The 12,209-nt window shown below is 51.2% G+C and carries 9 protein-coding genes; 5 read left to right on the forward strand and 4 right to left on the reverse strand.

The window, feature by feature from the left end; all coding sequences use genetic code 11:
* The coding region (gene metK, locus A8O25_RS15135) for a methionine adenosyltransferase (protein WP_074987988.1) at positions 1-1,224 on the reverse strand (1,224 nt) is incomplete at its 3' end.
* Between the two features lie 265 nt (positions 1,225-1,489).
* Here metK and A8O25_RS15140 point away from each other — a divergent pair.
* Both A8O25_RS15140 and A8O25_RS15145 read left to right on the forward strand, forming a co-directional pair.
* Positions 1,490-2,308: a phosphatase PAP2 family protein gene (locus A8O25_RS15140; protein ID WP_241499048.1), complete on the forward strand. Its 819-nt coding sequence runs from the start codon at positions 1,490-1,492 to the stop codon at positions 2,306-2,308.
* Position 2,309: 1 nt separating this feature from the next.
* A complete protein-coding gene (locus A8O25_RS15145) occupies positions 2,310-3,140 on the forward strand; it encodes a phosphatase PAP2 family protein (RefSeq protein WP_066836382.1) in 831 nt (276 codons plus the stop codon).
* Positions 3,141-3,337: 197 nt separating this feature from the next.
* Here A8O25_RS15145 and A8O25_RS15150 read toward each other — a convergent pair whose 3' ends face one another.
* The 3 genes from A8O25_RS15150 to A8O25_RS15155 all read right to left on the reverse strand — a co-directional run bounded on the left by A8O25_RS15150 (position 3,338) and on the right by A8O25_RS15155 (position 6,816).
* Positions 3,338-5,695 carry a S9 family peptidase gene (locus A8O25_RS15150; RefSeq protein ID WP_066836385.1) on the reverse strand — a complete coding sequence of 786 codons (2,358 nt, stop codon included), beginning with the start codon at positions 5,693-5,695 and terminating at the stop codon, positions 3,338-3,340.
* 259 nt (positions 5,696-5,954) lie between these two features.
* Positions 5,955-6,254, reverse strand: coding sequence for a hypothetical protein (locus A8O25_RS23005; RefSeq protein WP_153042770.1), 300 nt, complete (start codon positions 6,252-6,254; stop codon positions 5,955-5,957).
* A gap of 73 nt (positions 6,255-6,327) precedes the next feature.
* The gene (locus tag A8O25_RS15155; protein ID WP_066836387.1) at positions 6,328-6,816 is read right to left on the reverse strand and encodes a DUF4112 domain-containing protein; all 489 of its coding nucleotides are present in this window, start codon (positions 6,814-6,816) and stop codon (positions 6,328-6,330) included.
* Positions 6,817-7,384: 568 nt separating this feature from the next.
* Here A8O25_RS15155 and A8O25_RS15160 point away from each other — a divergent pair.
* From A8O25_RS15160 to A8O25_RS22745, 3 genes are read left to right on the forward strand one after another with little or no spacing between them, the layout of a single operon-like run.
* Complete coding sequence (locus A8O25_RS15160; RefSeq protein ID WP_066836423.1) at positions 7,385-10,480, forward strand: SusC/RagA family TonB-linked outer membrane protein; 3,096 nt, start codon at positions 7,385-7,387, stop codon at positions 10,478-10,480.
* A gap of 19 nt (positions 10,481-10,499) precedes the next feature.
* Positions 10,500-11,411 (forward strand): RagB/SusD family nutrient uptake outer membrane protein, encoded by a 912-nt coding sequence (locus A8O25_RS22740; RefSeq protein WP_082893676.1) that lies wholly within the window; start codon positions 10,500-10,502, stop codon positions 11,409-11,411.
* Positions 11,402-12,169, forward strand: coding sequence for a RagB/SusD family nutrient uptake outer membrane protein (locus tag A8O25_RS22745; RefSeq protein ID WP_161947760.1), 768 nt, complete (start codon positions 11,402-11,404; stop codon positions 12,167-12,169). Before A8O25_RS22740 ends, A8O25_RS22745 begins: the two co-directional genes overlap by 10 nt.
* The last annotated feature ends 40 nt before the right edge of the window (positions 12,170-12,209 follow it).

Raw genomic sequence — 12,209 nt, forward strand, 5'->3', positions numbered from 1 at the left:
ACGCTCCTCAGACTTTCCGTTCACCGTGTACTGCACTCTGCGTGCCGTCATCCCTGTGTGCCTGGCAGTCTCAGAGAAAATAGGGTTCTGCAGCCCGAAACGGGTCACAATGTCATACGGGCGCATCTCAAACAGCTCATTCACTTTATTGGCAATCTCGCCGTCGGTCATGGTCTCGCCGTTGGTGCCTTTTACTTTGGTGGTGCCGTAGGTGGTCACGTATAAACCAACCGGTTCGGCTACCCCAATGGCATAGGCCACCTGCACCAGCACCTGATCAGCCACTCCCGCGGCCACCAAGTTCTTGGCAATGTGGCGGGCGGCGTACGCGGCAGAACGGTCTACCTTAGAAGAGTCTTTCCCAGAGAAAGCACCTCCGCCGTGCGCACCTTTTCCACCGTAGGTGTCTACAATAATTTTACGGCCCGTCAGACCGGTATCACCGTGCGGGCCACCAATCACAAATTTCCCGGTGGGGTTAATGTGGTACGTGATATCACCGGAGAATAGATCTACCGTACGCTGCGGCAACTGGCTTTTCACGCGCGGCAGCAGAATATTCAGCACATCTTCTTTGATCTTGGCTACCATTTTCTCCTCAGCGGCCTTGGAGGCGGCACGGTCATTGGCATCAGAAGCTTCAAACTCATCATGCTGGGTAGAGATGACAATGGTGTCAATCTTCTCCGGCACGTGGTTGTCTGAGTACCTGATGGTCACCTGAGACTTGGCGTCTGGGCGCAGGTAGGTCATTTCCTTACCCTCTTTTCTGATGGCAGACAGCTCCTTGAGCAGCAAATGGGAGATCTCCAGAGCCAGTGGCATATAGCTATCAGTCTCATTGGTGGCATAGCCGAACATCATACCCTGGTCACCGGCTCCCTGGTCTTCCGGGTTCTCGCGCTCCACGCCCTGGTTGATATCACCAGACTGCTCATGAATGGCAGAAATCACGCCGCAGGCCTCAGCATCAAACTTGTACTCAGACTTGGTGTAGCCAATGCGCTTGATCACGTCACGCGCCACTTTCTGCACATCTACGTAGGCATCTGTCTTCACTTCGCCACTCAACACCACCAGCCCTGTGGTTACCAGTGTCTCACAGGCAACTTTTGACTGGGGGTCCTGCTTCAAGAACTCATCTAAAAGCGCATCAGATATTTGGTCAGCCACTTTATCCGGATGTCCTTCCGAAACTGACTCAGATGTAAAAAGATAAGGCATCTATAAAAAGATTATTTACAAGATAGAACAGGCCCTCTGCAGAGCCATGAGAGACAAAATTACGCGAATTGCCGGATATGCAAAAAGATGAATAAGAATTCAGAGGCTTTATGGGACATTGCCTTCCCTCAAGAATCTACCCCTGTTTCTGTTTTCGGGCTGATTTCAGGAAAACAGCGAAAACAGAAACAAAAACCTTTTAGAGGGCATCGCGTTTTCTAACCATCTTTCAATTACTATTTACCCATACTTATATTCTTTTCAGATGATGAAGAAATATTTCTATACGCTCTTCTTGACCGCAGTTACCCTGACCCAAACCATGGGGCAGTCTAACTCTCCCTACAAAACATCTTTCAAAGTAGATGCCCCTATCACGGTGGCCGGGGCTGGTTTAAGCGGTCTGGGCCTGTACCTGATGCAGCAGAAGGACCCGTTTACCAATACAGAGGCAATGAACCTGAACAAGGAGGATGTCAACGGGTTTGACCGCTTTGCGGCCGGTAATCATAGTGAAAGCGCCAAGAAAGTGAGTGACGTCATGCTTTATAGTTCTATTGCCGCCCCTGCCCTGCTGCTGTTTAATGACAAAATCAATGACAACACCGGGCAAATGCTCGCGCTTTACCTGGAAACCATGTCTATTACGGGTGCGGTCTTCACGTTAAGCTCAGCGGCCTTCCCAAGGGCGCGGCCTCTCACGTATAGCCCTGAGGTGGAAATTGGGGAGAAAACCAGAGCCAATTCCCAAAACTCTTTCTTTGCAGGGCACACTGCCGCTGTCTCCACCATGACCTTTTTCACCGCCAAGGTTTTCCATGACTATAACCCAGATTCGCCGGCGCGCCCGTTTGTGTGGGCCGGAGCGGCCATTGTCCCTGCCGCGGTGGGTTATCTTCGGCTGGAAGCCGGAAAACATTTCCTGAGTGACAACCTTGTAGGATATGGCGTGGGTGCCGCCATTGGTATTCTGGTACCGCAGCTGCACAAGAAAGGGAATAACAGCGGTATTTCTATTTCACCAAGTGTGATCCCTGTCCCCGGAAAGTATGTAGATGGCGTGGCCCTGCAGTACAAGTTCTAATATGAGGATTTCAGCGCTCCCGTTCCTGTTCGTCTTTTCTCTGTGGCTAAGCCTGCCGTTGCCCCTACATGCCCAACCGCCAGAAAAGATCTACCACACCAGTTTGCTGCGCGATGGTTTAATTACCGCAGGCGGAGTGACCATGGCGGTGACCGGGTCTTTGCTGCTTACCAACAAAGACCGATTGACAGAGGCAGATTTGGCTTCTATCAACCCGGACCAGGTGAATAAATTTGACCGTTGGGCGGCTGGTAATTACAGTAAAAAGGCCCAAGACGCGAGCGATATCCCCTTTTACACGTCTTTTGCCTTACCGCTGCTGTTTCTGGCAGATCAGAACGCACGGCCGCACGCACCAGACATCTATTTTCTGTACGCCCAGACCGTTTCTCTGGCAGGAGGACTGTATGCCTTGACCGCTGGCTTAACCAACCGGAAGCGGCCCAATGTCTATGCCACGCATGCCCCCGTAGAAGAACGGCTGCACAAGTACGCCACCAATTCGTTCTTTGCCGGCCATACCGCCGCTACCGCCAGCGCCACTTTTTTTACGGCCAAGGTGTTCCATGACCTCCACCCTAATTCGCCCTGGCGGCCGGTGGTGTGGACGGCCGCTGCCGCTGTACCCGCCACCGTAGGCTATCTTCGGCTGAAGGCCGGAAAGCATTTCCTGAGCGACAACCTCATTGGGTACGCGGTGGGAGCCAGCATTGGGATTCTAGTGCCTGAGCTGCATAAGAACAACCATGAAACCAGCTGGCGCCTGGTGCCCTCATCAGATGCAGCTGCGGGAGACTACTTACAGGGGGTTGCGTTGACCAAGCGTTTTTGACCTGTTTTCCCAAAAACAGGTCAAAAACAGAAACACCCGGCATTGTTGTACCGGGTGTTTCTGTATTAGGGATCTGTTGTCCTGAGCTGGAATGCCCACAGCCTGAGAGAGGTTTTTCAATTTCCTGTTTTGGGGGTGTTTTTAGAAAAACAGCCCCAAAACAGGAACAGGCTTCCTTGCCAGAAACCGCAGAGTGCTTATTTGTTGAGATTTGTCTCGAAAAGTTTTAGAATACGTTTGTACTCGTCTGTCCAGCTGGAAGGCTCCACAAACCCGTGGTCTTCTACCGGATAGACCGCCAACTCCCAGTTATCTTTGCCCAGCTCAATGAGGCGCTGGGAGAGCCGTACAATATCTTGAAAGTGCACATTGGTGTCTACCATGCCATGACACATGAGCAGTGCGCCCTTCAGGCCTTCTGCGAAATAAATGGGTGAGCTTCTGGTATAGGCGAGGCTGTCTGTCTGGGGCTCATTTAGAATGTTGGAGGTATAGCCGTGGTTATAATGGGCCCAGTCAGTTACAGACCGCAGGGCTGCGCCGGCGGCAAAAACATCTGGCTGGGTGAACATGGCCATCAAGGTGATAAATCCACCATAGGACCCGCCATAGATCCCAATCCGTTTAGGGTCCACGCCATATTTTTCTACTAAGAGTTTGGCGCCGTCTACATGGTCACTCAGGTCTTTTCCGCCCATGTGGCGATAAATTCCGGTACGCCAATCACGGCCGTAGCCGGCGCTGCCCCGGTAATCAATATCCAGTACGGTATAGCCTTTGTCAACCAACAGGTTGTGAAACATATATTCCCTGAAGTAACTGCTCCACCACTTGTGGGCGTTTTGCAGATACCCCGCCCCGTGCACAAAAATCACGGCTGGGCCTGAACCGGCAGATTTGGCAGGTTTGTACAGACGGGCGTAGACATCTGCCCCGTCTGCCGCTTTGTAAGAGATCACCTCGGGTTCCCGCCATGGGTACGCATTAAAATCCTGGGTGGTAGATTGGGTGATCTGCTCCGGTTTTGCGCCCGGCTTGTTGGGCATGAGGTACAGCTCCCAGGGCTTGTTTGTGTAAGAATACCTGATGGCCAACGTCTTCTCATCTGGCGACAGGGTTACTTCATGGGCTCCTGTCATTTTGGTGATTTGCTCCCGTTTGCCACCGGCCAGAGGCATTCTGTAGAAATGCTGCTCCCCGGGGTGCACCTCATTGGAGGTGAAATACCAGTATTTTTCATCGGCTGAGATCCTGACATTCTGCACTTCAAAGTTTCCGGAGGTCAATGCTTTCTTCTGCCCGGTGGTGGCATCTAGCACGTAAAGATGGGCATAGCCGCTTTCTTCAGAGAGGAACCACACCTGCTGATGGTTGGGCATCCACCCTATTTCACCGGGGCCATAGCCGTTCACCCACGCCTCATCATGCAGCCGGTCCAGCACCTTTACCGCTCTGGTAGCCGGGTCAAAGCCCATAATCCAGCGGTCTTTGTTGTCCAGGGACCTAGCCACCAGTACGGCATTTTTACCGTCTTTAGAATAGTACGGACCAAACATCATCAGCTGCCTGTTTTCTGCGGCTGAGGTTTTCTGCTCTTGCTTCAGGTACGCCGGCTGCTCCTTAATGCCTGGTAAACCTGAAAAGGAAATGGCGTAGGTGGTGTCTAACTGCACATCATACAGCGCAAGTTCATAGGTAGCCTGCCCCGCCCCAACTTTGGTTCTGGTAGGAATGTCTTCTGTATAGCCAGACGCGGTGATATAATTGGGCACCTGGGCAATCTTGGAGTTGGCCGGCCGCCCCACCAGTCTGTACGTGATGTACCTTCTATTAGGGGCCAGCACAATGTTGTCCACAGATTTGTCTTCGGTATAAATCTCTTTGGGCTTGTTCTTTGAAAGTTCGGCCTGCTGCCGGCGCAGGTTGGCCCGTTCTTCCTCCCGCTTCTGTATGATCTGCAGTAACTCCACCTGCTGCTCCCGCAGGGCACGCTCCTGCTTGTCCTTGATCAGATCAGGGTTGGAGGGCTTACGGCCCTTTCTGAAGTCTGTCAGCTGACTTACCTGCCCATTGGTGAGGTTCCAGGTGTACAAATTCCCGTCCCTCAGAAAGGTGATGTCTTTTTCATCAAAGGTGAAGGCCGGTGCATATTCCCGTTCAACCGTTTTGGTGATTTGCCTCACCTCTCCCTTCTTCACGTTTAGCAAGTACAAATCACCGCCACGCTCATACACCCGCAGGGTTTTTTGAAGATTAAAAATCCCGGTGGGGGCAGTACTGTTTTTTCTTTTGGCTGCAGGCACCTTCTGCACCTGCCCTCCCCTGGCAGAGACCCAGTACAAAGAGTCGCGCTTCGCCTTCTCCGGATTCCACTGAAAGAACACCTGCCTGCTGTCATCTGACCAGTAAATGTTGCTGGGGGAGGTGCCTATCCATTGGGCAGGATCCTGCATTATTTTCTCAACGGTGAGGGCAGGTTGGTTTTGTGCAAAGCAATTACTACTCAACAATAAGACGAAGGCTCCTAAAAGACAGGCAGTGATTCTGGTGGTCATATCATTTAACAAATGGGTGTGCTGTAAAATTAAGTTGTGTTTATATGGTGTCTGGGGAAAACGGCAGCAAGATAGCCTGCAGGAAGTAAAGCGCAGGAGAACTACGTGCGCCACTTGCCCCTGCTGCCACGGAGTGAAGGTAGTAAAAAACGGTGTGAAGCGCATGCACAGGCAGAACTTCCTGGCACTGCTGCCCAGCCAGTTTCACTGCGGGTTCTTCCCCAAAAGGATTGAGGCTGGCCCCTCTGCTGTTGGCACCTTAGCAGAAGAGGAGGAGCACGTTATTTGAACAAAGCGAGAAAGGAATGGCGTTTTCGGCCTGTTTTTCTAAAAACAGGCCAAAAACAGAAAACCGCAAAACACAGCGAGAGAGGCAGAAGCCATAGAAATAACAGCGGGGAATAGCAGATGCGAGGCTCTCAAACCGCTTCTCCAGAACCTTAACCAGCCTTTCTTCTACCATTAGTAATATTCTGACAGATAGCCCCTCTGAGAAGTCTTCAAACTTCCTGTGTGCTCCAACGTCACCAAGGGGAACAAAGGCTGCCCCTACGGGCAAATAGAAACAGGTGCTACTCTATTACCTATATTATAATAAGGAGTAGTTGCTGGCTTCCCCTTCTCCGCCAGGTCTACCATACCGAGGAAGCCCAGAGCCACAGGTATTCAGCTAACTTCCAGAGGCCGTACAGCAGCACGCCAAACAGCACAATAAACGCAAGCAGTACTGCTATCAGGAACCCGGTACCCTTTCCCTGGTACTTCCCCTCCTGATAATGGCGGCGCAGCATTTCCACATTGCGCTGGTTGGCTTTATAGCCAAAGTCAAACAACCACCCTACTATAGGAATACTACCGATCACGGCATCCAGGAAAATGTTAAACAACATCCTGATCACCAGATAACGGCTTGCGCCGTGGCGGGCCATGGTCATTACCAGCACCCCAGACATGGCAAAGGAAGACAGATCTCCCACAATAGGAACCAGTCCCATGATAGGGTCCAGTCCAAACCTGAAGTTAGTCCCGGGCACTTTAAACTGGTTGTCCAGTAAACGGGAGATAGACTCTACCCACTTCAGGCGTTCGTCAAGAGGAGTGCGTGGGTCTTGGGCATTCATGGCTTAAAAGAAGTTTTTCTTACATACGCATATACAAGCAGATGGGTAAAACCCTGTTGGCTTCAGGAGCAGCCTAGATGTTTTTAAAATACTTGGATCGTTACATTTCTGAACCGAAAACTATTGAACCACTGCATAGTTATGCTCCAGTGGCCTTAGAGTGTGCCAGCGCCACCAAGAATTCAAATACACAGAGAGCCGTGTACTGGCCAGGGAGTTGCCCCACCCAGAAATAAAATTTTATCCAACCCATTCTTTTTAATCCCTCTGGTTTAAATGAATCTTGTGTTTGTCAATTTTTTAAAAAGATATTTAAGATTTTAATTTTATTTAATAATAAGTTCATATATATTTATCCAAGAAATACATTTGGCATGTCTACTCCCCCCTCCGGCCATGTCTGTATTCCCTTACCAGTCTTTACTAAAGTTTTTCTACGCCCAATCTGTTCGTGATTAGTACCTGTATGAAAAAAAATTTACACCCTTTCAACTTAGTCCTTTTAGGTTTAGCTCTACAGTGTACTGTAGGAAACACGGGCGCCATGGCTGCCAGTGCCGGCAAACCTATGACAGAGGCACCAGCTCACTCTCTGAAAAAGCGGGAAAGGCTTCCTGTACCCACTGAAATTACCGGGAAAGTTACCTCTGCCAGCGGGGAGGCCCTGGCTGGGGTAACGGTGGTATTAAAAGGAACTACCCTTGCCACTTCAACCAATGGGAACGGTATCTTCTCTCTGAGGCTCCCAGAGGCGTCAGGCACTTTAGTCTTCACTTATATTGGGTACACCACCCGTGAGGTTCCCGTTACCAATGCCACGGTCTATAATATAAAGCTGTCAGAAGACGCCCAGGCCCTGCAAGAAATTGAGGTGGTGAATATTGGCTACGGCGAGGCCCGCAGAGCAGACTTGACTGGTTCCATTGGTACCGTTAACATGGCCGATCTGTACAAAGCCCCGGTCAAATCGTTTGATGAGGCGCTGGCCGGTCGCGTGGCGGGGGTGCAGGTAACGTCTTCAGAAGGACAACCCGGCTCGCCCATCAACATCGTGATCAGGGGGGCTAACTCAATTACCCAAAATAACGCGCCCCTCTACGTCATTGACGGGTTCCCTATTGAAGACCCTAGCATCAATGCCCTCAGCCCTAATGAGATTGAGTCAATTGATATTCTCAAAGACGCCTCGGCTACGGCTATTTACGGAGCAAGGGGGGCTAATGGGGTCATCCTGATCACCACTAAAAAAGGGAAAGCTGGCACTCCTTCTATCACCTACAGCGGCTACTACGGTATTCAGGAAAGCAACAAACGTATGCCAGTACTCAGCCCGTATGAATTTGTGAAACTGCAGCAGGAGCTGGATCCCATCAAAACCGCAGAGCTCTATCTGGCGGGGAAAGGGAAAACCCTGGAAGACTACCGCAACGTGCAAGGCTATGACTGGGAAGACGCTATCATGCAGACAGCTCCCATTCAGAGCCACCAGGTCTCCCTTTCTGGGGGCAGTGAGAAAACCCGCTATACCTTGTCTGCCTCCTATTTTGACCAGGAAGGGGTCATCATCAACTCCGGCTTTGACCGCTTCCAGTCCAGATTCTCCCTTACCCAGGACGTATCTGAAAAGCTGCGCGTGAATGTGAATGCCTCCTACTCCCAATATAAATCCTATGGCACGCCTCCTTCAGCCGGCCAGGGCTCTGGCCAGAACAACCTGCTTTACAGCGTTTGGGGGTACAGGCCGGTGTCTTCTGAGGGAATCAACCTGATAGAACTAACAGATGACCCTGAGATTGAGACCAACAATGAGTTCCGGTTCAACCCTATTCTCACCGTGCAGAATGAGTTACGGGACAACAACTTTGAGACTCTTATTGGAAACGCTTTTGCAGACTACAGCATCCTGAAAAACCTGAAGCTGCGGGTAGCCGGGGGCGTTACCCGCTCCAGTAGAAAATTTGAGTTCTTTAACGGCTCCAAGTCCAGAAGTGCCCAAGCCAACGATAAAGTAAATGGCGGATTCACCAACATCGCCTCCACCAGCTGGCAGAGCATCAACACGCTTACCTTTGACAAGAAGATTGCCTCCCATCATAACCTGAACGTGGTGGGGGTGTTCAGTGCCGAGGGGTCAGAGGGCTCTACCTATGGCGCCACCGCAAAGCTACTACCCAACGAGACCTTGGGCCTGAGTGGCCTGGATGAGGGAACCGTTGGTACCGTGAGCGCTGCTTCCTCAGACTGGACGCTGCTTTCGTTCCTAAGCCGGGTCAACTACAACTACAAGTCTAAATACCTGCTCACGGTTTCTTTACGGGCAGACGGTTCCTCTAAGTTTGCCACGGGCAACAAGTGGAGTTACTTTCCTTCCGGGTCTTTTGCCTGGCAGCTGGGCAAGGAGGAGTTTATGAAAGAGCTTACTTTCATCAATAGCGCCAAAATAAGAACCAGCTGGGGAATTACGGGCAATAACCGCGTAGGAGATTACTCTTATATGCCACGCATTACCGTACCGCAAGACGGCGGCTATTTCTTCGGGAACCAACCCAGCAAGGGTTCTTACCCCACTGATCTGGGTAACTCTGACCTGAAATGGGAAAGTACGCGTCAGGTAGACCTGGGCATAGACCTGGCCTTGTTCAACCACCGGGTTACGTTCACCGCAGATGTGTACCGCAAAACAACTGATGACCTCCTCCTGAACGCCAACCTGCCCCTTTCCACTGGGTACAGCAGAGGCTTCAAAAACATAGGGAAAGTGCAGAACCAAGGCCTGGAAATGGCTTTGGGGTTATCGCCCATCCAGGGAAAGGAATTCACCTGGACCACAGACATCAACATCTCCTTCAACCGGAACAAAGTATTGTCTCTGGCTGAGAACGAAACGTCATTGCTCACGGCTATTGGCTGGGACTACGGCTGGACCGCTATTCCTGCGTACATTGCTAAAATAGGGAAGCCTATAGCACAGATGTATGGCCTCATCTGGGACGGGGTCTATACCTATGAAGATTTTGATGTGTCTGCCTCCGGGGCGTATAGCCTAAAAGACCTGGTACCTGATAATGGCACCCCCAGAAACAGCATACGCCCCGGCGATATCAAATACCGTGATATTAACCAGGATGGCGTAATCAATGAATATGACAAAACCATCATTGGCAATCCTAACCCCATCCATTTTGGAGGGATCTCCAACAACTTCGCCTACAAAGGCTTTGACCTGAGCGTTTTCTTTCAGTGGTCATACGGCAATGATGTCATCAACGCCAACAGAATCTTTCTGGAATCTGGTTACCGCTACAACGTAAACCAGTACGCCACGTTTGCAGACCGCTGGTCTGAGGAGAACCCTACCTCTAATATTCCGCGCGCCAAAGGCCAGTTGTACAGCACCTATTCCTCCCGCATTGTGGAAGATGGTTCCTTTATCAGACTTAAAACGGTGCAGTTGGGCTACAGAGTACCACAGCATTTGCTCAGCCGTGCCAAAATAAAGAGCCTGCGTCTGTATGTGGCCGCACAGAACCTGCACACCTGGTCTAACTACAGTGGCTATGACCCTGAAGTATCTGTAAGACCAGGGGCTTTGACTGAGGGCTTTGACTATTCTGCCTATCCAAGGGCCAGAACTACCACTGTTGGGCTAGATGTTACTTTCTAATTGATTTCTAAGAACCGTCATGAAAAGATTTTTCTATACCGTCACCGTTTTAGCAACCCTGGGTCTCTCCTCCTGCAAAGACTTTTTGGAGACCACCCCAGATGATTTTGTGACACCAGCCAACTATTACCGAAACGAGGAAGAGGTGAATGCCGCCCTGGCCGGGGTGTATGACATTCTGGGCCGAAACCAAACGTACGGCCGCACCCTGTGGTGGGAGCTGGACGTAGCTGACCAGTTCTTTGATAACCGCTCCAACGCTATTGTAGACTTTTCTTTAAACAACTATGACGCCACAGACACCAAGGTGGCCGGTTTATGGCAGTCTCTCTACCTGGGCATTAACCGCGCCAACATGCTCCTGGAGAACCTGGACAAAGCCGACATGCCCCAGGATGCCAAGACAAAGGTGCTGGGGCAGGCGAAGTTCCTGCGGGCGTACTACTACTTCCTGCTGGTAACCAACTGGGGAGATGTGCCGCTGCGCCTGAATGCGACCGCCTCTGTGAAAGAAGTGAACATACCCAAAACCCCGTCCAGAACCATCTATGACTTTATTGTGCGGGAAATGGAAGAAGCAGAAGCCATGGTGGAGGTAACAGGTACCAAAAACACAGGCGGCACCACGGTTATCTATAAGTTCAACCATGCTGGCCGGGTAACCAACACCATTGTACAAGGCATTCTGGCCCGGGTAAACCTTAAAATGGCGGGTGCCCCCCTTAATGACAGAAGCCGCTACAGCGAAGTGATCAAGTGGGCCACCAAAGTGAAAGAGTCTGGACTCCATAGCCTCAACCCCAGCTATAAACAAATCTTCATTAACCACATGCAAGACCGCTATGATCTACAATACCGTGAGTCTATGTGGGAAGCCGAGTTTGCCAGCGCGGGCCCGGCCTTGCGTATGAAGAAGGTTCATTGGGGGTAACAGGTGGGATTCCTACCGGAGACCCGGAAATTGGCTACAGCTACGGTATCATCCAGATTTTGAAAAGCCACTATGACCTATACCCTATCAGTGGCACCCGCACGCTTGTGAGAACCAATGTAACACCGGCCACCATCACGGTAGAAGATTCCCGTGACACCCGTCGTGATTGGAATATTGCTCCGTTCTACTACTCTGGGAAAGACAGCATTGCTTACAGCAAAGACCAGATCTACAACCGTAAAAACGGCAAATGGAGACGCATTTACCAGACGGCATTGCCTAAGAACACCAATAGTTCCCCGGCCAACTTCCCCATCTTACGCTACGCAGATGTGCTCCTGATGCTGGCCGAGGCCGAAAACGCTGTAAATGGGCCCACTCCCCTGGCCAAAGAGCTCGTAAATCAGGTAAGGCGCCGTGCGTACGCTGTTGCCCCAGACCCCACCAACCCGGCGGCCGGCACTATTGCAGACGTACCGGCAAATCTAGACCAGGATCAACTACTTACCTTTATCCAGGATGAACGGGCAAGGGAGCTGTTCTCAGAGGGCCTCCGCAAGTTTGACCTCATACGGTGGGGCGAATACTTGGAGGTGATGCGGGCCCTGTCTAACCAGATAGCCGTTTCGGCGCCCTCTGGTTATGGCTATGCGGGAAGAGCGGCTACTAACGTGACCGAGAAGCACCTGCTGTTGCCTATCCCAACGGGTGAGACCACCCTCAACAGCGCCATTGTTCAAAACAGCGGCTGGTAGTATCTTAAGATTTCTGACGTTCCAATTCAAGAAACAACCA

Source organism: Rufibacter ruber (genome assembly GCF_001647275.1).
Lineage (GTDB): Bacteria > Bacteroidota > Bacteroidia > Cytophagales > Hymenobacteraceae > Nibribacter > Nibribacter ruber_C.

What these genes read in the sequence shown, in the direction of transcription:
- A8O25_RS15140 (WP_241499048.1), top strand. Translation starts at nt 1,490, where the DNA reads ATGATGAAGAAATATTTCTATACGCTCTTCTTGACCGCAGTTACCCTG.
- A8O25_RS15145 (WP_066836382.1), top strand. Translation starts at nt 2,310, where the DNA reads ATGAGGATTTCAGCGCTCCCGTTCCTGTTCGTCTTTTCTCTGTGGCTA.
- A8O25_RS15150 (WP_066836385.1), bottom strand. Translation starts at nt 5,695, where the DNA reads ATGACCACCAGAATCACTGCCTGTCTTTTAGGAGCCTTCGTCTTATTG.
- A8O25_RS15155 (WP_066836387.1), bottom strand. Translation starts at nt 6,816, where the DNA reads ATGAATGCCCAAGACCCACGCACTCCTCTTGACGAACGCCTGAAGTGG.
- A8O25_RS15160 (WP_066836423.1), top strand. Translation starts at nt 7,385, where the DNA reads ATGACAGAGGCACCAGCTCACTCTCTGAAAAAGCGGGAAAGGCTTCCT.
- A8O25_RS22740 (WP_082893676.1), top strand. Translation starts at nt 10,500, where the DNA reads ATGAAAAGATTTTTCTATACCGTCACCGTTTTAGCAACCCTGGGTCTC.